Origin of the sequence: Candidatus Propionivibrio aalborgensis, assembly GCF_900089945.1 — a bacterium.
Lineage (GTDB): Bacteria > Pseudomonadota > Gammaproteobacteria > Burkholderiales > Rhodocyclaceae > Propionivibrio > Propionivibrio aalborgensis.
The window spans coordinates 26,439-47,752 of sequence record NZ_FLQY01000079.1 but is presented as its reverse complement, the minus strand read 5'-3'; the positions used below and the strand labels follow the sequence as shown (position 1 = coordinate 47,752).

Sequence of the window (21,314 nt, the reverse complement as noted above, 5' to 3'; positions counted from 1 at the left end):
GTTGTTTGCCGAAAGCGGCTGGACAGCGCTCAACTGCGAGCCGGAATGGGGAGGACAAGGCCTGCCCAAGCTCGTTGCAGCACCCGTGTCCGAGATGTGGAAATCGGCCAACCACGCATTTTCGCTTTGTCCGATGCTGACCAGCAGTGCCATCGAAGCGCTGGTGCTTTCCGGGTCGGATGAACTCAAGCAGACGTACCTCGAAAAAATGGTCAGCGGCGAGTGGACGGGTACGATGAACATCACCGAGCCGGGCGCCGGATCCGACCTCGCGGCCATATGTTCGCGCGCAGTGCCACAAGCGGATGGCAATTTCAGGATCTTCGGCCAGAAGATATTTATCACCTACGGTGAGCACGATATGGCGGACAACATCATCCACCTGGCGCTGGCACGAACCCCGACGGCACCCGAGGGCGTCAAGGGCATTTCCCTCTTCCTCGTACCAAAGTTCATGGTTGACGCAGATGGCCGCCCGGGCGAACGCAATGACGTGCGCTGCGTGTCCATCGAACACAAGCTCGGAATCCACGCCAGCCCGACAGGCGTGATGGCCTTTGGCGACAAAGGCGGGGCCATCGGTTTTCTGGTGGGTGAGGAAAACCGCGGGCTTGAGTATATGTTCATCATGATGAACGCCGCACGTTTCGGTGTCGGCATGGAGGGCGTGTCCGCATGTGAACGCGCCTATCAACGTGCGCGCGATTACGCCAAGGATCGCATTCAGGGTACGGACATCGGTGTGCGGAATGGCGCCAAAGTCCCGATCATTGCGCATCCTGACGTACGCCGCATGCTCATGAGCATGAAAGCACAGGCTGAAGCAAGCCGCGCGCTGGCCTACGTCGTGGCGGGGGCACAAGACAAGGCTCATCACCATCCGGAAGCCGATGTACGCAAGCAGAATCAGGCTTTCGTGGACCTGATGACGCCGGTGGTCAAGGGTTGGAGCACCGAAATAGGAATCGAAGTCGCGTCAACCGGGATACAGGTGCACGGCGGGATGGGCTTCATTGAGGAAACTGGCGCTGCACAGCATCTGCGTGATGCCCGAATTTCCTCGATTTACGAAGGCACGACGGGTATTCAGGCCAACGATTTGATCGGTCGAAAAATCGCTCGCGACGGCGGCGAAGCGCTCAAAACCGTCATCGGCATGATGCGCGCACTGGATGCCGAGCTGGCCACTCAGGGTAACGAGCACCTTGTCGCAATTCGCCGCCGTTTGGCTGCCGGCGTCAATGCTCTAGGCAAGGCCGGGGAGTGGATTGTCGCCACCCATGCTTCCGACGTGCATGCGACTTCAGCGGGCGCTGTCCCCTTTCTCATGCTCTTCGGAATCGTCGCCGGAGGGTGGCAGATGGCGCGCGCAGCGCTCATCGCACAATCAAGGATTGACGCGGGCAACAGCGATCCGTTTTACCAGGTCAAAGTCGTCACTGCCCGTTTCTTCGCCGACCACTTGCTGACGCGGGCCGACGGTTTGGCAGATTCGGTCACCGAGGGCGCGGCTGGCGTGATGGCACTGGCGGAGGACCAGTTCTGAGGGAGCACTTTCCCCGCATTGAACGCAGAGGTTTGGAGAATGCTGAGAAACTCTGGCGATTTCGCCATACTCTACAGTTCCCCTTCAGGGCACCTCGCCGGGTTTGTCGGAGGAAATCCTCTTTGATTGCTCAAAAACGCTCAGCAAGAGTTTAGAATGCGGTGGGTTGCTGAAATTGACAAGGAGCGCAGCGTGAGTCAAACGATACATGAAGCCGCCGAATCTCTCCGCCAGGCGGTCGGTACCGCAAACATAGGCGAACTCAGCTTCCCGACCAGCCTGGATGCCAGTCGGCGGGTTCTGAAGGCAGTGGAAAACCCAGACCTCGGCATGGCCGCGCTGGCAAAGATTGTCGTCGCAGAGCCTCTGCTGTCCGCAAAGGTGATTCGACTCGCCAATTCCGTTGCCCTGAATCCGACCAATCAGACGGTGCGCGACGTCAGACATGCGGTGATGCGCGTCGGCATGGATCCGATCAAGGGACTGGCGATGGTGCTGATCATGGATCAGCTGCGTCAGTCGCAGCGCCACAGTGGCTGCCGCGATCTGTCCAACCGATTGTGGGAACGCAGTGTGCATGTGGCCGCGTTGTCTTACGTTCTGGCCCGAAAACTCACCAAACTCAACGCCGACGAAGTCATGTTTGCCGGCATCGTCCATGATCTGGGACGTTTCTATCTGCTCTCGCGCGTTGCCGATTTTCCTGCGCTGCTTGAAGATACCGTTGTACTGGCTGAAACCATCAATGATCTGGCCGGGCATGCTACGGAAATCGTCCTCAACGAGCTGAAGCTGCCTGCATCCATTGTGGATGCCGTACTTGCCTCGAAGCAATTCAGTGGGTCGATGCCTCCTGCCTCGCTCAGTGACCTCCTCTTTATCGCGGGTGCCGTCTCGCCGCGCCCGGATCCATTCGATGAACTCGACGCCCGCGTGACTCCCATGGCCGACAGTGCGGCCACCCTTGGTCTTGACCAGAGTACGGTGGCCGAAGTAATTGCAGCTTCCGGCGATGAAATTTACTCGATCGTTATTGCGCTGGAATCCTGATCCGTCAGGGCGAAGGCCTGTTTTGAGGGTAAACACATGCGAACAGACTTGGTTTTTGTCGTCTCAACGCTGGTATTGCTTTCCGGCTGTGGTATTGAAAGCGCCAGTACGGTCGCAACAGTAGGAAAACTCAAAGCAGATGAAGCCAAGCAGGGCAAGGAGCAGATGGAGACGTTCAAGGCCAATCTGAATGCGGCAACCAAGGCGTCGGAAGAGAGCGTCAAGAGATCCGAAGAAGCGTACAAGAATTAAACGCGCAGGTGGGGTAGCCAGGCCGCCCGGGCCGCGACCGCTTTCGGCGAAAGAGGCGTATCTGGCGCACAGTTCGCGCCGGTCTGGCGAGCCGAATCCTGAATCATGAAGCAATGACTCCGGACGGCCATCCTTCAGCACCCCCATGCCGTCAGCCAATCAGAGGATTCACGTGGAAAAACACCAGAAACCGAGGATGCTTGTTATCAAGAGCCTCTCTCCAATTCGCTGGGGCGATATGGATGCCTATCATCACGTGAACAACACGATCTACTTCCGGTACATGGAGCAGGCTCGCGTTGAATATCTGGAAAGCCTCGGGTACTCAATCGTTCCGAAAGGCACGGCTCCGGTCATCATCAACGCCAGTTGCACCTTCCTGATCCCGCTGACCTATCCGGGTACCGTAGAGGTCAGTATGTTCTTTGGCCCTCCCGGCCGCAGCAGCTTCATGTCGAGCTATGAGATTCGCATGCAGGGCGAGGATGCGCTGTACGCAACCGGTGATGCCAAGATTGTCTGGACAGATGTGGCCAGTGGAAAATCAGTGCCAATTCCGGAAGAATTGCGGACACGATTGTCCGAAATCGGGAGTTGAAATGAGTACGATCGGCAATATCCTGTGGCTCATCCTGGGCGGCCTGTTGATGGGCTTGGGCTGGTGGCTCGCAGGGCTGCTGGCTTTCGTCTCGATCATTGGAATTCCGTGGGGCAAAGCCTGCTTCGTCATCGGGCAGTTCGCCTTCCTGCCGTTCGGCAAGGAAGCAGTGAGCAGGGAAGAACTATCAGGACAAAGTGACATTGGCACGGGTGTCCTCGGCCTCTTCGGCAATATCGTCTGGTTCTTGCTGGCCGGGGTGTGGCTGGCCATTGGGCACGTGATTTCTGCCGCCGCATGCTTCGTAACCATCATCGGCATCCCCTTTGGCATCCAGCACCTCAAGCTGGCGGCTATCGCTCTAGCACCCATCGGCAAGACAATTGTCAACAAGGAAGTTGCGGCTGCAATGCGAGGAGAAAGCGCACAGTCGGAACTTGCCCGGCTCAGGCAGAGCAATTGAGTGCCATCGGAGCACGCGTGTTACCCCTTGAAACTTCGTGCTTGTCGCAATGAACGTATCCATTGACATCGTTTCCGATTTGGTTTGCCCCTGGTGTTTCATCGGCAAGCACCGCATGACTGGCGCCGTCGCACTCGTGCGCGAGAAATTTCCGGAAACCCGCTTCCGGCTCAACTGGCTACCGTTCTTCCTCAACCCCGATACACCGCCCGAGGGCGAGCCCTACCGTGCTTTCCTCGAAGCCAAATTTGGCGGGAAAGAGCAGGTGTCCAGTTTGCAGAAGGTCGTGACAGAAGCCGGACGTGATACCGGTGTCGAGTTCGATTTCGAAAGGATTTCGATTCGACCAAATACGCTGCGTGCACACCGCTTGATCTACCGCGCCCAGTCAACCGGGCGTCAGCCGGCCGAAATTGAAGCCTTGGTCGAGCGACTGTTCGTCGCACACTTTCAGCGCGGTGAAGATATCGGCGACATCGCGACGCTGGCAGAAATCGCTGCTGAATGCGGCGATCGGATGGACGACGTGACCGAATACCTCGAAAGTACCATGGACGTTGATCAGGTCAGATCGCTTTTTGACGGTATCAGCGGACAGGGAATAAGCGGGGTGCCACTCTTTGTCATTCAGGATCGTCTGGCCGTACCGGGAGCACAATCCAGTGCGGTGCTGGCCGCGGCCATTCTGCAGGCAATGGAGGCCCCTTCGTCTTGATCAATGTCTTGACCGGCAATGTCTTGCGCAAGACAACCGGGCTATTTGTCAGCTACGCAATACATAATAAGATGACCATTTTCCAGCCCTGCTGACCTCATGACGCCGCTCACTGCCAGACGCTATCTTGAGTCCCTCGCACGCAACGGCCAATTGACGGCGAAAGGGCTGGATTTCGCCCTGCACCGTATTGGCGTGTTTCCGGATGCGGCCAACTGGAAACGCTTTGCAGATCGCCTGCTTCTCTGGGCAGGTATCTTGCTGCTACTGGCCAGTGTGGTGTTTTTCTTTGCCTTCAACTGGAATGAACTTCACCGCTTCACGAAGATATCGCTTGTAGTGCTACCGCTGGTGATTTCGTCAAGCATGATGGCGTATACCGGCATTGAGCGTGCGGTTGGAAAAGCCTGGCTTGGCGCGGGAGTCGTACTGACCGGGGTGCTGCTGGCCGTAATCGGACAAATCTACCAGACCGGTGCCGATAGCGAATTGCTTTTCGCGGGCTGGGCGTTGCTCGCCCTGCCCTGGGTGGTAATCGCACGTGCGCCCTGGGTCTGGTTGTTCTGGCTGGTTCTGCTTAACACCTCGCTGGCCCTGTTTCTGGTCGGGCGTTTCGATATCTGGATGGTTCTGATTTATTCCGACGCGATATTCTGGGGGCCGCTGTTGCTCAATGCATTGGCGCTATTCCTCTGGGAATTCTACTGGCCGCGCATCGCCTGGATGCGGGCGAGATATGCGCCGCGTTTCATCGTATTTCTGGCCGCAGTAGCAGCAACCGGACTCGGCGTGAGCTGGTGGTTCCTCGTCAAACGAACTGGTTGGCAACTGATGCACTATGCGCCTATCGCATACCTGCCATGGCTCTTCCTGACGGTCTGGTATTACCGCACACGCCGCAAGGACATCGTTCCGCTCGTCGCGTCCGCACTTTCCTGCATCGCCGTTCTTACCGCCGGTTTGATCTCAGGCATGTTCGGAAAGAAGTATCTCGACGTGACTTCCTTCTTTGTCATCGGTGCGGTTGTGGCCGCGATGACCGCTGCCGCCGCTATCTGGCTGAGGCATACATCAAGCAAATGGGCGAAAGCCAGGGGTGTAGGCGATGCTTGAACCCGTGCTGAATGAATTACGGGCTGACGGCTACCTGCGCGGCGAGTCCTTGCCACCCCCCTCGTTCGAGGCCGGTGGTTCGCACTGGATTCTCGCGCTGCAAGTAATCGGCGGCTGGCTCGCTGCCGTTTTCATGCTGCTGTTTCTCGGCATGGGGGCCGTGCCACTGGTCAAAGGCGCGTCGAACTGGATCGTCATCGGGCTGATCGTGACCGCATTGACCGGGTTGTTGATGGGACGTGTCGTAGATACCGGGAGCACGGTTCTGCGCCAGTTCCTGCTGGTTGCCAGTATGGCTGGGCACGGTGCCCTGATTGTTGGCGCAACCATGTTCGGCAGGGGGGAAGGCAGCACTTCATTCTTCATGATCGCCCTCTACGAAGCCGTCATGCTGTTATGGGTGGCATGGATGCCGCACCGGCTCGTTGCCGCACTGGTCGGTTCTGCGGCCTTGGTGATGGCAGTAGACATGTCCATCTCATGGGAACTTGTGCGCTACTGGGTAGGCATTTACTGGTTCGCAGTTTGCCTGCTCTGGTATCACGAAACGCGCTGGCAGGCGCATCGTTTCGGCGAATCCGTTTATGCCCTGGCCTGTGCCCTGACTTTGCTGTGCTTTGCCTACGCGCTGAGTGGCTATTTCTCGCACAATCTTTTCGGCCTGCACAAAGCCTTCCATTTCGACGCGGTATTGTGCAGCGCAGTGAATATCGCGTTTGTGCTGATAATTGCCCGCCCGCAACTGAAAAGCGTCCGCAACATGTTTGCCGCCGTCCTGCTGGCCATTGCATTGGGTATGACCTGGCAGGCGCCGGCTGTCGGCATGGGAGCACTGACCCTGGTATTCGGCTTTGCGCGCGGACATCGCTGGCTGATGTGGCTGGGCGGCGCCATGCTGGTATTCGGCGTTGGCCGCTTTTACTACGACCTGCAGCTGATCCTTTTGCACAAAGCCAGTCTGATGTTTCTTGGGGGAATTCTGTTGCTCACTGTAAGGGCATTGATCCGCAAGCAGGAGAAACCCGCATGAAACGGACGACAGGGATATGGTTTGGTCTCTTCTTTGTATTGGTCGGTGCCGGATGGAGCATCTGGTCGAACGAGCGCATCCTTGCCGATGGGCGAGTCGTGTTGCTGGAACTGGCGCCGATAGATCCTCGCTCGCTGATGCAGGGAGATTTCATGTCGCTCAACTACGCACTCGGCAACGAGCTACGGCGCAAACTGGCGCACGAGGATGGGTATGCCGTGGTTCGCCTTGACACACGCGGTGTGGCAACGCTGCTGCGAGTTCAGCCCGAACCATTGCAGCCACTCCCAAAGCAATCGAATACGGAGCCGCCGACCGCCGACGAAATTGCCATCCGTTACCGCATACGCAATCATCGCCCGATGATTGCCACAAATGCCTTCTTTTTTCAGGAAGGTGACGCAGCCCGATTTGCCGATGCGCGATTTGGAGAGTTTCGTGTGGGCAGCAACGGTGAACCACGCCTGACGGCAATGCTGGATGGCAATTTGAAACAGCTCGGCGAGAACCGCTACTGAAATCTGGCGCAGATTGCCACCAGCCTAAACAAACAGCTCTCGAATGCTGTCGGCAATTGTCTCCATGACTTCGACGCGATCACTCTCGTCCGTGAAACCATCCGAGAGCCGTGACCAGTCAGGGTGAGCACGGGCAGTAATCGTCTTCTTGATGACCGGTTCCAGCGCCTTGGTTAGCGCTGGATTGCCGTCAAGTACCAACATTTCGTTCGCCGCGTGCGTTCGACCTTGCAACGAGGTCAGCAACTGCAACTGCCTTCCCAGCAAAACCAGCAAGGTCGCATCATCCACCGTCAGGTCAACATATCCGTTGATCTTTCCTTTGATCCAGCGCGATGATTTTTTCCAGGAGCTGACGACCATGCCGCCAACGGCCCCACCGATGACGGCGCCGGCACCCAGCGAAATTCCGGCAACGCCAATGTCTGCGACGAGGCCGACCAATGCACCAATTGCTGCCCCCGTACCAAGACGTTGAGCGGTTTGTTTTAGCACTTCCGGGTTAAACAGATCATCCTCGATACGTTTGCTTAACAAAGGCAAGTCTCGAACTTCAAGATCCTTCCGGTCAAAGCGATAGATCGACAACAATGCGTCGGCGCACCGCTGTTCTCGCTGACGAATAGTGGACTGCAACTCGGATACTTTTCGCACGATTTCATCGTCGTGATTTTCAATAACCTGGGTTCTGTACGCGGCAACATCGACGAGCAAGTCACTGATCGATCGAAGGCTTGCATGGGAACGAGCCTTTGATTCATTCTCCAGCGCGATAACCAGATTATGCAATTTCGTCTTGTGAGCCCCGAGCAGCGATGCGAGCTGCTCATACAGGAGCCGTTCGCTGCCGGCAAGAGGGGCAATGACGTCGAAGGTAACCTGAACGTGCAATCCCCGATCGGCGAGAACATTCTTCCACTCACCAAGCCGGCTGTCCGGATGGCCGGTGAAATTGAGCACCGGCATGACGGGAATCGCGCAGGAAGCGAGAATATCCAGCTCGGACCTGAATTTGGTATGCGGCGTCTCGGTGGTGTCAATGACATAGAACGCTGCATCGATTTCGCCAAGCAGCGCCCCCAGGATCTTTGCCTCCTGAATAAACCTGCCTTTGGCTTCCGGGCTACCCAGAAAAGCAGTGAGCGAGGAACGTCGGCTATCGAGATTCTCAAATTGTCTTAAATACTCTTGAAGTGCGATCGAGTCCTCGAATCCAGGCGTATCGAAAAGCTGCAGAACCGGGCGTCCGTCAATCGATACGCTTGTAGTTTCTACGTGCTTGGTGTTTCCACGTTGCCCCGAGACACTTCCGAAGTTCTTGTCTCTGCTGAGCGTTCTGAGAAGCGACGTTTTTCCCGCATTGGTATGTCCGACAACGGCGACCGAAATGGGTCTGCTACTTGACTTCATCATCGCATCCCTTCAGCCAAACCAACGAATCAGAGAGCTCCGAAAAGATCAATTCAGCCTTGATGCCGACTGCTGCAAGCTCCTCGCGCCAGTAACGCGCCCGGTCTGCACGTGCCGAGGTCTGATTCAGGAGAAGCACGCCCACCGCTTCCGCGACATTGGATACATCGTTCAACAGATAAAGCGTACCTCGATCCGGAGTAGCTCTGGCTTCGCAGGCAGCGACGACCCGGCACGGTTTGATTCTTGCGATCCTGTTCAGTAGAGCATCACGGCTATCCAGGGTGGAAATATTCCCGGCTACCGCAATCCTGTCTGGAAGATGAGATGGCGGCCAAACCACATCATCATGAAGCTCAAGGGCGAACAGGAAAGGCGACGAAGAGCCGTCATCCTTGTCGATTATGTCCGCGGAAGAAACGTGCCCCCTTTGTAACCCCAGATCAGGGACGCCCAAATCCGGATCGGTAATTACAGAAGGGGGGCGAAGCAAAGCGTCAAGGCGCTGCCTGAGCTTGACGTAGTACGGCAGTTCGAGGTCGAGCGTGAGGCCGCGCCTGCTTCTGTTCAAACGTCGTACGCTGTCTATCGCAAGAACGACGCGAGGGATGAAGCCGTAGAAAACGACACCGCACAGCAACCAGACCGACCATGCCCTGCGGGACGTTTCTCCGACAGGAAGGCTGATAACGATATCCGGTTCCGGTATCTGAAAACCGATCAGTTTCGGCAACCAGCCGAAGAAAGCCACGAAACCGGCAAAGAATTCGGAAGGCAGGATCGTCGTTTCCCAGCGAAAGTTGTACTCCCGTATCATCAGAAGATAGGAGAGACCAAGAATTGCCCCAATGAAAAACAGACTCCACAGTGCGTGGCTGATCAGAGAATAGGTCCAGTACAGAAGTCTGGTTCTCGCGCACATGTCGGTCATTGCCTGGAAAATCAGCGGCGTGTGCCCGCCTTTTGAAAACCGCCGAGTTGCAGCGCTCCACAGGCTACCAAGAGAGAATCGTGCGGAATGCATGCCAAGGAAGAGGCCAGCCGCCCAAGCGATCAGGCTGATGAAGTGAGGGCCGAGAAGCGCAAACCACGCCAGAATCACATTGACGTTGGGGTTGCCGAGAACTACGGAAGCCGTCGCGATCCCACCCAGTACGGCAACGATACCGAACACAGTGGCCAAAACGCTGGCACCCGACTTGACTCCGTGAATCTCAGTTGCCATCGCGGTAACGGTCGTGTGCTTGTCAGCCAGGAGCTGGGTCCGCTCAAGAATCAACGCCTCGGTGCCGTACTCCTCGTCGGCATTTTCCGTCGCCAGGCGCAACAGAATTGCTTTGTCGTCCAGCCAGGCGTCGGCCTCCAACTGACGCAAGGATTCAGCGAGCCATAGCTTTTCAAAATGAGAAAGTTTGGAAGATGTCATTCTCGTATCTTGTTCCGGCGAACAGCGCTTATCCGTTGCTGGTAAAACGTGTGATGACAACGAACAGGCGGCATTGCAGATCTGAAACACCGTTGATGTGGTTGCGATTGTTGGAATTGTAAGCGAGTCGCGACAACGCGCGCCGAACCGAAGCGAATTCACACGGGAAATACACAGCCTGATACCCGCCTGTGGCGAGTGTTTGTGCAGATTGCATAGCATTACTTCGGGCATTACAATCGACGAGTTCGTAATACAAGAGGAACCGGCCCATGTCGACGACACTTACCAGCAAGGGTCAGGTCACTATCCCCAAGCAGATTCGCGATGCACTGGATCTGGCCCTAATCGAGGTGCCGCGCCCTGCCCTGTTTTTGGCCGGCAAGGCGTTGGTGCGTTACTGCCGACAGGGTGGCAGCAAGGACAACGTGCTCGCCGACTTCTCCATCGGTGCGCATGCCGCTGTGTCGCGCTATCCGCTGCTGACCCGCGATACGCGCCGCTACAGTGCCTATTTTGCCGATGTGCGACTGATCACGCCGGAAATCGCGACATGAATGGGATGGCCATTGAACACTGAACCCATCACCAGAAAAGAACAGGGAGAACCCGTTGTCAGCCATTCATGATCTGATCAGCCAAATCGGTGATCCACGTCTGCGCGAGCGACTGGCGACAGAGTGGGGGCAAGCCTTGCAGAGCAAGAAATTCGGACTGGTATTTGAAGACCACTTGCCGGAACTACTGCCGCTCCATCAGGCCAGGCCGCGCAAGGGCGATCTGGTCTGCCGCCGCCAGGGGGCGTTGAAGGAAGTCTGGCAAGTAAAGAGCGTGAAGGACGGTGTCGTCACCTGTGTCAAACCGAAAGATGACGCCCATCCATCAGAGCCGACCCGATCCGCAGCGGAGCCCGTGAGCTTCGCAGTGGAAGAGGTGCTGGTTGTACGAGAATTCGGGGAACCGATCTTCCCGTCCCTGGTGCCGGTCGATGCGGTGGCCAACGGACCGGCCGACACGCCGTGGCATACGCTGATCGAGGCCGACAACTACCACGCGCTGCAACTGCTGGACTACCTGTATGCCGGCAAAGTGGATTGCATCTACATCGACCCGCCCTACAACACCGGCGCACGCGACTGGAAGTACAACAACGACTACGTAGATGGTAACGATGGCTGGCGGCACAGCAAGTGGCTGGCCTTCATGGCAAAGCGGTTGAAGCTCGCCAAAACGCTGCTCAAACCCGATACCGGCGTACTGATCGTCACAATTGACGAGCATGAGGTGCATCACCTCGGGATGTTGTTGGAGCGGGAATTTCCGGAAGCGTGGCGACAATTGGTGACCATCGTCATCAACCAGAAAGGCGTTGCGCAGGGCCGCTTGTCGCGGGCGGAAGAATATGCGCTGTATTGCTTCAACCCCGGCGTCACACTGGCAGCCCACGACGATGATTTGCTATCTCCCGACCGCGGCGAAGCCAAGCGCTTTCAGACGCCGCGCTGGGAGTGGTTGTTGCGAGGAGGCACCAACTCGCGCCGGGAAGACCGTCCGGGTTTATTCTTCCCCATCACCGTTGATCCTGCGCAGCGAAGAATCGTCTCTATTGGTGCCCCGTTGCCGTTGGACCAACAACCTGACCTGACAAGCATCAGCAATCGTCAGACAGCATGGCCGCTGCGCACTGACGGCGCATTCGGCAACTGGCGTGTCAGCCCGCCCACCTTGCGACTGTTGCTGGCCAAGGGCTACGTAAAATTGGGCGGCTTCGACGAAGCCCGCGGCACATGGACTGTCCTCTACCTTGGAGAAAAAGCGCAGAAACAGATTGAAGCAGGCGTGATCGAAATCGTCGACCGCGATGACATCACCGGCGAAGTGGCCGTGCGCTATACGGAGGCACAGCAGCGCTCAATCAAAACAGTTTGGCACCGCGCAACCCATGATGCCGGCAACTACGGTTCGAGTTTGTTGCGTGGCATCCTCGGGGAAGGGGGCAAATTCTCCTTCCCGAAATCCCTCTACGCCACCCGCGATGCGGTTGCCACCGTGGTGCGCGACCGTCCAAAAGCTCTGATCGTCGATTTCTTTGCCGGCAGTGGCACCACACTCAATGCCGTCAACCTGCTCAACGCGACCGACGGCGGGCAGCGTCGGTGCATTCTGGTGACCAACAACGAGGTTTCCTCCGAAGATGCGGAAGCCCTGCGCGCCCGCAGCTTGCAACCCGGCGACGCCGAATGGGAAGCGCAAGGAATTTGCCGCTCTGTGACCTGGCCGCGCTCCAAATTCACCCTCCTCGGTCGGCGCGATGATGGATCGGCGCTGACAGGCGAGTATCTCACCGGCAAGACGGTCGAGCGGGAAAAGGCTCGCAGTTTCACCCAAATCGGTTTTGTCGATCCCGCCGTGCTCGACACGTCCACGAAGAAGAAGCAGGTAGTCGCACTGATCGATGGCCTGCCGCAGACGCTGGTGAAAGACCCGTGCCCATTCATCATTTCCGAAGAACACAAGGCCAGCATCCTGTTTGACCCGGCTGCCGCAGGGGAGTGGTTGGCGGCACTGGAGGAACAGGAGCACATCACTGACTTCTACATCGTCACGCCAACCAGGCGGGTGTTCGACGGTTTGAAGGTGCAGATCAACGATCTGCTCGGCCCCACCCTGGTGCCGGAGGAAGAAAAGCGCCCGATGAGCGCGGGCTTCCCGGCCAATCTGGCGTATTTCAAGCTGGATTTTCTCGACAAGGATCGCGTGACGCTGAAGCGCGCTTTCCGGGAAATTCTTCCCCTGCTGTGGCTCAAGGCGGGTGCGGTCGGGCCGCGTCCGGAGTTGCATTTGCTGGCAAATAAGGGCGAATCCGAACCTGTGGTGTTTGTTCCGGAGGATAGCAATTTCGTCGTGTTACTCGATGAATCCCGTTTGGCCCGGTTGATGAAGGCCATCAAGGGTCGCACTGGCATGTCGCATGTCTTTATCGTCACCGATGCCGACGAGTCGTTCAGGGCGATGGCAGCCGAGGTTCGCGAAACGATGAGACGGGCCAATCCCGATCTGCAGGTCGTACAACTCTACCGCGATTACCTCGTTAACTTCATGATCAATAAACCACGGACATAAGCGCATGACCGAAAAACGCGTTGTTGAGCAGCACCACGAAACCTTCGAGAGCATTCGCCTGTTCGATGCCGAAGGCAACGAATTCTGGCTGGCTCGACAGTTGGCTACCGTGCTGGACTATTCGCAGTACCGGCACTTTCTGCCGGTCGTCGAACGGGCCAAGGAAGCTTGTCGTAACAGCGCTCAGGCGGTGGAGAACCATATTGAGGATGTCCTCACAATGGTCGACATCGGCTCCGGAGCGAAGCGGCAGGTCGAGGATTTTCGCCTCTCCCGCTACGCGTGTTACCTGATCGTCCAGAACGGTGATCCGTCCAAGCCGGTCATCGCCAACGGCCAGAGCTACTTCGCCCTGCAGACCCGCCGCCAGGAATTGCGCGATAACGAGGACTTTGCCCGTCTGTCCGAAAACGACAAGCGCTTAGCCATCCGCAACGAACTTGCCGAGCACAACAAGCATCTCGCCGCTGCCGCCAAAGAGGCCGGCGTCGACACGCCTCTCGACTATGCCATTTTTCAGGATCACGGCTACAAGGGTCTCTACGGCGGGCGGGGCGCGAAAGACATTCACGCCATCAAGGGGCTAAAGAAGAGCCAGAAAATTCTCGACCACATGGGCAGCACCGAACTGGCCGCCAATCTGTTCCGCGCCACACAAACGGAAGAGAAACTGCGCCGCGACCAGGTACGCGGCAAACAGAAAGCAAACCAGACCCACTTCGAAGTTGGCAAGAAAGTACGCCAAACTATCGATGAGTTGGGCGGCACCATGCCCGAGGCGCTGCCCACACCAGAAAAGAGCATTCAGCAGATCGAGAGTGCGCAGAAGAAACTGGAAGGCAAGAGAAAAAAATGAAAGTCACCCTGTTCGACTTCCAGAAGGATGCGCTTCATCTGCTGCGCGACAAGCTTGCCGCTGCGCGCAATTTCGCCAGCAGTGACAACCCACAGGCCATTGCCTTTTCCGCGCCGACCGGCAGCGGCAAGACCATCGTGATGACGGCGCTATTCGAGGCCATTCTCGACGAGCCTGACGACCAACTGGCCTGGCCGCTGGACTGGCAACCACAGCCGGATGCAGTGATCCTGTGGGTTTCGGACATGCCCGAACTCAACGAGCAGACCAAGCTCAAGATCGAGAGCCAGTCGGATCGTATTTATCGGGTCAATCAGCTCATTCCGATTGATTCGACCTTTGACGCCGAACGCTTGCAGGGCGGCCGCGTGTATTTCATCAACACGCAGAAGCTGGGCAATGACAAGCTTTTGACGAAGGTGGGTGATGGTCGCCAGTATTCGATCTGGAGCACGCTGACCAATACGGCCAAGGCGATTCCAGATCGATTTTATGTGGTGATCGATGAGGCGCACCGAGGTATGGCAGGCGGGAGGGGTGAGAAGGAGGCACAAACGCTGATGCAGCGGTTTTTGCTCGGCCACCCGGAAGCAGGCCTCACCAAGATGCCGTTGGTCATTGGTGTATCGGCCACGCCCAGGCGATTCATGGACTTGCTGGAACACGCACCACACACGGTTCACAAGGTGGCCATTCCGCCCGATGAGGTCAGGCAATCTGGCCTGCTGAAAGACCGCATCCTGATTCATCATCCGGAATCGGCGACCACCGCCGAGATGGCACTCCTTGAGGAGGCTGCTCGCCGTTGGGGGCAAATGACGACAGCTTGGGCGGCCTATTGCGAGGCGGAGGGCGAGCAGCCCATCTGGCCGGTGCTGGTGGTGCAAGTGGACAATGCGACAGCGAATGCCGTGACAAGAACCAGCCTCACCGATGCCTTGAACGTCATCGAGAGTGCCATTGGCCGCCGCCTCAGCGAAGGTGAAGTTGCACATGCCATGCACGATACCGGCGACATCGACGTGGGTGGTCGACGGATGCGCAAGGTGGATGCCTCACGCATCGATGCCGACAAGAGCATCGGTATCGTGTTCTTCAAAACCAGCCTGTCGACAGGATGGGATTGCCCGCGGGCAGAAGTAATGATGTCGTTCCGTCGAGCCGAAGATCACACCTACATTGCTCAGTTGCTCGGCCGGATGGTGCGCACACCTCTGGCGCGGCGCATCGAGCGCGATGCGGCCTTGAACGACGTGCATTTGTTTCTGCCCTACTTCGATACACAGGCCGTCACCAGTGTGGTCGAGTCTCTGCACAACGTCGAAGACGTACCACCATCGGAAACCGGTTCCAGCCGCAATCTGGTGGTGCTCGGTCGCCGTATCGGTACAGAGAAGATTTTCGCCGCATTGGATGATCGGGTCACTTACCGCGTCAATGCCGCCCGGGCACAAAGTCATTTGCGGCGCTTCATGGCTATTTCGCGCGACCTGACGATGGATGAGATCGATGATGAAGCTTGGGATAAAGCCAAGAATCAAATCGTCGAGTGGATGGCAGAGCAGATCAAAATCATGAAATCGGCGGGCCAGTTTGATGCCGTAGCGCAGTCCATCACGCGTGTCGGCCTGAAGACTCTCGCAGTTAAAAACGGCACGAGAGTTGCCGAGCCAGAAACGGACTATCACATCGACGCCTCCGGCGTGGACATTGATCGATTGTTCGAGGAAGCCGGCCGGGCGCTGAGCCACGGCCTGCACATGACCTACTGGCAAACGCACGCCGACCGGGATGCGCTGGATGTGAAAGTCGAAGCCATCGTCTTAGCCCGTAACCATTCGGCTATGTCGACGATGGAGTCGGCTTCTGAAAAAACGTTTGACGCCTTGTACGACACTCACAAGAAGACTATCGCCAAACTCAAGGAACAGCGCCGGGCCAACTATGAGAAATTGCGCCTCGCCACTGCCAAGCCGAACGCGGTACCGTGGAGATTACCCGAATCCATTGATTTTCGCCGTACCGCCAGCGCCGACTTTTGGCAGCACCATCTGTACGTGGAAAGCGACGGACAGTTCCGTGCCGACCTTGGCACGTGGGAGGCAGGCGTCTTGCAAGATGAACTGGTAAGGCCAGAGGTCGTCGGCTGGCTGCGCAATGTGGATCGCAAGCAGTGGTCTCTGGAAATTCCCTACGAGACGGGCGGCGACGTGCGCCCTATGTTCCCGGATTTGGTGATCGTGCAGCAGGATGACGATGACTTCACTATCGACATCCTGGAGCCCCACGATCCGAGTCTCGGCGATAACTTCGAGAAGGCTGTCGGTCTGGCGCGTTTCGCTGAACGCCACGGCGCACTGTTTGGACGCATTCAGTTGATTCGCAAACAGGCATCGCCAGCGGGTGGTGATCACTACGCACGACTGGAAATCAACAAGGAGGCGACGATCAAGCAACTGCTGCTGATTACCAGCAACTCGCAGTTGGATAATTTGTTTGCCAAATTGGCCAAGTAATCAGGGATACATAATGACAAATAAGAAGGGTCAGATCGACAGCGCCAAGGTCGTTATCCGCGAAGTGTTTTCGCGCTTCTGGTTCCGCATTCCGGACTACCAACGTGCTTACGTCTGGGGTAAGGACGAGATTTCGGAGTTGATCGACGATGTGAACTACGCCAGCGAGCACAACCCGGATGGGCAGTATTTCCTCGGCTCGATGGTGCTTCGCAAAGCAACGCGTACCGAAGACGGCGTGAGCTTCGAAGAACACGAGCTGCTCGATGGTCAGCAACGCTTGACTACTCTGATGCTCACGCTGGCCTGCATCCGGGACCGGGTGGCCGATGTAGATCTCAAGGGCGCCTGCCGCGAGATGCTCTACCAGAAAGAGAACAGGTGGAAAAACACCCCTGGCCGTAACCGCCTTGTCTATGACATTCGCGACAACGTGGGCGAGTTCATCGAACGCTACGTCAAGAACGATAGTGGCTCCCGCAGCCCCGATCTTGCTGGCATTGCCGCCAGCAAGAATCTGTCGCTTGCCAATATGGCGGCCGGTATGCAGACCATCCATAGCAGTTTCAACGATGGCGAACGCTTTTCTAGTGCTGGCGAATTCGACCGCTTCGTTAGCTTCTTGCTGAACAACGCACTGTTCATCTACGTGGCAACCGAGGAACTGGACGATGCCTTCCGTCTTTTCACCATCCTCAACGACCGTGGAATTCCGCTGTCGAACAGCGACATCATCAAGGCAAAAAATCTAGGCGCGATTACGGGCGAGAAGGATCGCGGCAAATGGGCCGAGTATTGGGAAGAAGTCGAGGGCGAGATGGGCCGCGACGAGTTTGATCGTTTCCTGTCGCTGGTGCGCACCATCTACGTAAAGGACAAAGCCCGCGAAGGCCTGCTCAAGGAGTTCGACGAGCGCATTTACGGTGCCAAGCCACCGCTACTCGAACTTGGCGCAGCTACGTTCGAGGCAGTAAAAGCCTACAAGGATGCGTTTAATGAGACGATTTTGTTCGATGGCTTGCCGGCAAGCCTGGGCAACGCTTACCGTAATCGCATCAACGTGATGCGACGGGGGTTGCCCTCGACCGACTGGATTCCACCGGTGCTGGCGTGGTATCGCAAATTCAAGGCGCAGAAACTGATCGATTTGATCGAGCGTATTGACAACAAATTCTCTGCCGATTGGATCGTGCAATTCACGCCGACCCAGCGCATCAGCAACATGAACGATGTGCTCAAGGCCATCGAATCTACTGCCAACCCGGACGACGTGTTGTCGAGCAAAATATTCGACTTCGATCGAGTGCTACTGATGAGCTTGCTCGACGGTGCCATTTATGGCCGACGTTTCGCCAAGTACGTGCTGCTGCGATTGGAATACCTACTCGCGAGCCACGCCGCACCGCTGAATCTGCCTGACGAGATCAGTGTCGAGCACATCCTGCCGCAAACACCGGCCAAGGCCAGCCAGTGGGTCAAGGGTTTTACCGAAGAACAGCGCGAGGAATGGCTGCACCGTCTGGGTAACCTGATGTTGCTGTCTCGACGCAAGAACACCTCTTTGGGCAATCTGGATTTTGCCGACAAGCGGGTACGCTATTTTGAGGACCGTGTCGAGAGCCTGCCCAATTCGCAGCGGCTTCTGACACTCACATCGTTCGCACTGGTCGACCTGGAAAACCGGCACAACGATTTGCTGCAGCGTATTCGGGCTTCGTACTGAGGATCGCCAACATGACCGACCTGCCCCAGAAAATCCCCAAACCCATTACCGAAAAATACGTCGCCATTGCAGCACTTGTCGATGCATTCTGTACCAAGCACCTCAACGAAGAATATCGGCAGCTGATTCACCATGTCGTCGGCGCACTTGCCAGAAAGCGGCCCTCGCCGTTGTTAAGGGGCAAGGAAAATGTCTGGGCGGCAGCGGCGGTGCACGCGGTCGGGCGGGTCAATTTTCTGGATGACCCGTCACAAAAACCGCACTGTAAGCCCAAGGTGATCTACGAGTTCTTTGGCATCGCCGAAAGCACCGGGCAGAACAAGTCGAAGGAAATCCGCGACCTGCTGAAAATGGGGCCGATGTCTCCCGAATGGACCTTGCCCAGCCGTCTCGCTGACAACCCGATGGTGTGGCTGTTGCAGGTCAACGGCTTCATGGTCGACATTCGCGAAATGCCCGCCGAAGTGCAGCAGATGGCCTTTGAGAAAGGGCTGATTCCTTTTGTTCCTGCCGAGCGAGATGTGAGTGAGTCAAGCAATGGCTGAACTCGACCCAACCCCACGCGTGTCACCGCTGGCGCAATCCGTCACCCGGGATGGCAAGACGGTTCAAATCGATATCTATGAAGATGGCGAAGGCGGCTGGCTGCTGGAAGTGGTTGATGAACACGGGAACTCCACCGTTTGGGATGATTCGTTTGCGAGCGACCGGGAAGCACTCGACGAAGCGCTGAAAACGATTGATGAAGAGGGGATCGACTCGCTGATCGGAACGTCATCCGAAGAACGCGGAATGAGAGAACTGGACCAGGCGCTTTCGGAGGCCGAGCTCAACGAGCTGGACGACTTTCTTGCCAACGAAACCATTGAAGAGACGTCGATGGATGTCTCGACGCTGGAAGGCTTTCTGACGGCGATTGCCATTGGCCCGCGCACCGTGATGCCGTCTGAATGGCTGCCGTGGGTGTGGGATAGAGAAACCGGCGAGTCCGAAGCGGGATTCGAGAGTGTGGAACATGCCAATCGGATCATGTCGCTCATCATGCGGCACTACAACACCGTGGTGCATACGTTCATCGATGCCCCGGCATCCTTCGAACCGGTTTTCTGGTCTGGCGACCAATGGGGTGCCGCCGAATGGTGCGAGGGTTTCCTGCTCGGCTTTCAGTTCAGCGACGAGGCTTGGGGCCTATTGGCCGCTGGTCAACCCACCTGGTTTACGCCATTCCTGCGTTTGGGCACCGACGATGGCATCGATATCACCAAGAGGGCCGGCGATGCCGAGAAGTGGATGAACGAAATCGAATTGTCGCTGGTGAAAATGCATGCTTTCTGGAAAGACAGGCGAGCCAGTCAGCCGGGCGGATTGGTTGACGACGATTTTCATTTCGGCGGGCAGCAGAGCGTTGGGCAGGTGATTCGCGGCGGGCCGAAGATCGGCCGCAACGATCCGTGCCCCTGCGGCAGTGGCAAGAAATTCAAAAGGTGTTGCGGGGCGAACGAGGCTCCGCACACTTTCCATTGAGGATCGTGCGATGAAGAGGAGGTGCGCGGCTAAACTTCAGATAGCAGCGATCTCCGGAGTATCATTACCACTACCGTCTCGGGCCTCGACGGAAAATGACCTTCGGCGCGTACGAGCCACAACCGAATCCAAGCACCCCTCACGAACCTGACAGGAGAACCACTATGCGCATCGCCAACAGCGTCACCGAACTGATCGGCAATACGCCGCTTGTCCGTATCAATCGACTGGCTGAAGGCGCCGGCGCAACGATTGCCGCCAAGCTTGAGTTCTTTAATCCGGCGCACAGCGTCAAGGATCGCATCGGCGAGTCGATGATCACCGCCGCCGAAAAGGCAGGCCAGATCAAGCCGGACACCATTCTCGTCGAGCCCACCAGCGGCAATACCGGCATCGCGCTGGCCATGGTCGCTGCCGCACGCGGCTACAAGATTGTGCTGACCATGCCGGAAACCATGAGCAAGGAACGCCGCGCCCTGCTGCGCGCCTTTGGTGCCGAATTGATCCTGACCCCAGGCCCGGACGGCATGGGCGGTGCGATCAAGAAGGCCGAGGAACTGGCGGCCGCCGATCCGCGCTACCTGCTGCTGCAACAGTTCAATAACCCGGCCAACCCCGAAGTCCATCGTCGCACCACAGCCGAAGAAATCTGGCGCGATACGGAGGGCAAGGTAGACATCCTGATTTCCGGCATCGGCACCGGCGGCACGATTACCGGCGTCGGCGAGGTGCTCAAGGAACGCAAACCCTCGTTCAAGGCCATTGCTGTAGAACCGGATGCCTCGCCGATACTCTCGGGCGGCGCCAAGGGACCGCACCCGATCCAGGGTATCGGCGCTGGCTTCGTTCCGAATGTTCTCAATACCAAGATTTACGACGAAGTGATCCGCGTCAAGAGCGACGATGCATTCGATTTTGCCCGCCGCGCTGCGCGCGAGGAAGGCCTGCTCGTCGGAATTTCATCGGGCGCTGCCCTGTGGGCGGCCATAGAGGTCGCCAAGCGGCCTGAAAACGCGGGCAAGCTGATCGTCGTCATCATTCCCTCGTTCGGGGAACGCTACCTCAGCACACCGCTTTTTGCGGGTCTGGTGGATTAACGACGACAGCAGGGCCGGGGTTCGTGCACGATGCTTCCCTGCCCTCGATGGGATGATGGCAGGGGAACTTGAAGAGCAATAAAAGAAGCGGACTAAACCCCGGCGTGCTTTGCACCTGCGGCGTGTTGCCGATGGCGAGCAACCCAATCAACCAGCAAACCGATGCATGGCGACGATAAACAGGCAACCATGAACACGATGGCAAAACCTGCGCCCCAAACCGAGATTTCCGTTCCCACTTTCCTTCTCCTAAAAACCGTGAAAATTACATACTTGTACCCAACCCGCCCGGTACTTACAAACGGCCGTTGCTGATAGGAGACAACGGGTATCCGGCAGGTCGGAACTGACTAT

Annotated in this window: 19 protein-coding genes; 17 read left to right on the top strand and 2 right to left on the bottom strand. The window is 57.2% G+C overall.

Translation table 11 applies throughout. The features are described 5' to 3' along the window. The 9 genes from PROAA_RS05345 to PROAA_RS05305 all read left to right on the top strand — a co-directional run. A partial coding sequence (locus PROAA_RS05345) for an acyl-CoA dehydrogenase family protein (RefSeq protein WP_186410348.1) occupies positions 1 to 1,546 on the top strand: 1,546 nt, incomplete at its 5' end. 192 nt (positions 1,547 to 1,738) lie between these two features. Next, positions 1,739 to 2,596: an HDOD domain-containing protein gene (locus PROAA_RS05340; RefSeq protein ID WP_186410347.1), complete on the top strand. Its 858-nt coding sequence runs from the start codon at positions 1,739 to 1,741 to the stop codon at positions 2,594 to 2,596. Positions 2,597 to 2,632: 36 nt separating this feature from the next. Then, positions 2,633 to 2,848 carry a hypothetical protein gene (locus tag PROAA_RS05335; RefSeq protein ID WP_186410346.1) on the top strand — a complete coding sequence of 72 codons (216 nt, stop codon included), beginning with the start codon at positions 2,633 to 2,635 and terminating at the stop codon, positions 2,846 to 2,848. A gap of 196 nt (positions 2,849 to 3,044) precedes the next feature. Further along, positions 3,045 to 3,446, top strand: a complete 402-nt coding sequence (locus tag PROAA_RS05330) for an acyl-CoA thioesterase (RefSeq protein WP_245664174.1) — start codon at positions 3,045 to 3,047, stop codon at positions 3,444 to 3,446. Between the two features lies 1 nt (position 3,447). Next, the gene (locus PROAA_RS05325) at positions 3,448 to 3,909 is read left to right on the top strand and encodes a YccF domain-containing protein (RefSeq protein WP_186410344.1); all 462 of its coding nucleotides are present in this window, start codon (positions 3,448 to 3,450) and stop codon (positions 3,907 to 3,909) included. 49 nt (positions 3,910 to 3,958) lie between these two features. Then, positions 3,959 to 4,624: a DsbA family oxidoreductase gene (locus tag PROAA_RS05320; RefSeq protein WP_186410343.1), complete on the top strand. Its 666-nt coding sequence runs from the start codon at positions 3,959 to 3,961 to the stop codon at positions 4,622 to 4,624. Positions 4,625 to 4,723: 99 nt separating this feature from the next. Beyond that, positions 4,724 to 5,737, top strand: coding sequence for a DUF2157 domain-containing protein (locus tag PROAA_RS05315; protein WP_186410342.1), 1,014 nt, complete (start codon positions 4,724 to 4,726; stop codon positions 5,735 to 5,737). Beyond that, positions 5,730 to 6,767: a DUF4401 domain-containing protein gene (locus tag PROAA_RS05310; protein WP_186410341.1), complete on the top strand. Its 1,038-nt coding sequence runs from the start codon at positions 5,730 to 5,732 to the stop codon at positions 6,765 to 6,767. Before PROAA_RS05315 ends, PROAA_RS05310 begins: the two co-directional genes overlap by 8 nt. Continuing rightward, entirely contained in the window at positions 6,764 to 7,285 is a 522-nt protein-coding gene (locus PROAA_RS05305) for a GDYXXLXY domain-containing protein (RefSeq protein WP_186410340.1), read from the top strand. The genes PROAA_RS05310 and PROAA_RS05305 overlap by 4 nt, the downstream gene beginning before the upstream one ends. A 24-nt stretch (positions 7,286 to 7,309) precedes the next feature. Here PROAA_RS05305 and PROAA_RS05300 read toward each other — a convergent pair whose 3' ends face one another. Both PROAA_RS05300 and PROAA_RS05295 read right to left on the bottom strand, forming a co-directional pair. Next, entirely contained in the window at positions 7,310 to 8,698 is a 1,389-nt protein-coding gene (locus tag PROAA_RS05300; RefSeq protein ID WP_186410339.1) for a GTPase/DUF3482 domain-containing protein, read from the bottom strand. After that, on the bottom strand, positions 8,682 to 10,121 hold the full coding sequence (locus PROAA_RS05295) for a DUF2868 domain-containing protein (RefSeq protein ID WP_186410338.1): 1,440 nt from the start codon (positions 10,119 to 10,121) through the stop codon (positions 8,682 to 8,684). Before PROAA_RS05295 ends, PROAA_RS05300 begins: the two co-directional genes overlap by 17 nt. A 272-nt stretch (positions 10,122 to 10,393) precedes the next feature. On the opposite strand from PROAA_RS05295, the gene PROAA_RS19045 reads away from it, so the two are divergent. The 8 genes from PROAA_RS19045 (at position 10,394) to cysK (ending at position 20,960) form a co-directional block, all read left to right on the top strand. Then, complete coding sequence (locus PROAA_RS19045) at positions 10,394 to 10,678, top strand: hypothetical protein (RefSeq protein WP_186410337.1); 285 nt, start codon at positions 10,394 to 10,396, stop codon at positions 10,676 to 10,678. Between the two features lie 55 nt (positions 10,679 to 10,733). Next, positions 10,734 to 13,244 (top strand): site-specific DNA-methyltransferase, encoded by a 2,511-nt coding sequence (locus tag PROAA_RS05285; RefSeq protein WP_186410336.1) that lies wholly within the window; start codon positions 10,734 to 10,736, stop codon positions 13,242 to 13,244. Positions 13,245 to 13,248: 4 nt separating this feature from the next. Beyond that, positions 13,249 to 14,100: a DNA damage-inducible protein D gene (dinD, locus tag PROAA_RS05280; RefSeq protein WP_186410335.1), complete on the top strand. Its 852-nt coding sequence runs from the start codon at positions 13,249 to 13,251 to the stop codon at positions 14,098 to 14,100. After that, the gene (locus tag PROAA_RS05275) at positions 14,097 to 16,616 is read left to right on the top strand and encodes a DEAD/DEAH box helicase (protein ID WP_186410334.1); all 2,520 of its coding nucleotides are present in this window, start codon (positions 14,097 to 14,099) and stop codon (positions 16,614 to 16,616) included. The genes dinD and PROAA_RS05275 overlap by 4 nt, the downstream gene beginning before the upstream one ends. Before the next feature lie 13 nt (positions 16,617 to 16,629). Beyond that, positions 16,630 to 18,339 (top strand): DUF262 domain-containing protein, encoded by a 1,710-nt coding sequence (locus PROAA_RS05270; RefSeq protein WP_186410333.1) that lies wholly within the window; start codon positions 16,630 to 16,632, stop codon positions 18,337 to 18,339. A gap of 11 nt (positions 18,340 to 18,350) precedes the next feature. Then, positions 18,351 to 18,884 (top strand): DUF6398 domain-containing protein, encoded by a 534-nt coding sequence (locus PROAA_RS05265; RefSeq protein ID WP_186410332.1) that lies wholly within the window; start codon positions 18,351 to 18,353, stop codon positions 18,882 to 18,884. Next, a complete protein-coding gene (locus PROAA_RS05260; protein WP_186410331.1) occupies positions 18,877 to 19,863 on the top strand; it encodes a UPF0149 family protein in 987 nt (328 codons plus the stop codon). Before PROAA_RS05265 ends, PROAA_RS05260 begins: the two co-directional genes overlap by 8 nt. A 164-nt stretch (positions 19,864 to 20,027) precedes the next feature. Then, on the top strand, positions 20,028 to 20,960 hold the full coding sequence (gene cysK / locus PROAA_RS05255; protein WP_186410330.1) for a cysteine synthase A: 933 nt from the start codon (positions 20,028 to 20,030) through the stop codon (positions 20,958 to 20,960). Positions 20,961 to 21,314 lie beyond the last annotated feature (354 nt).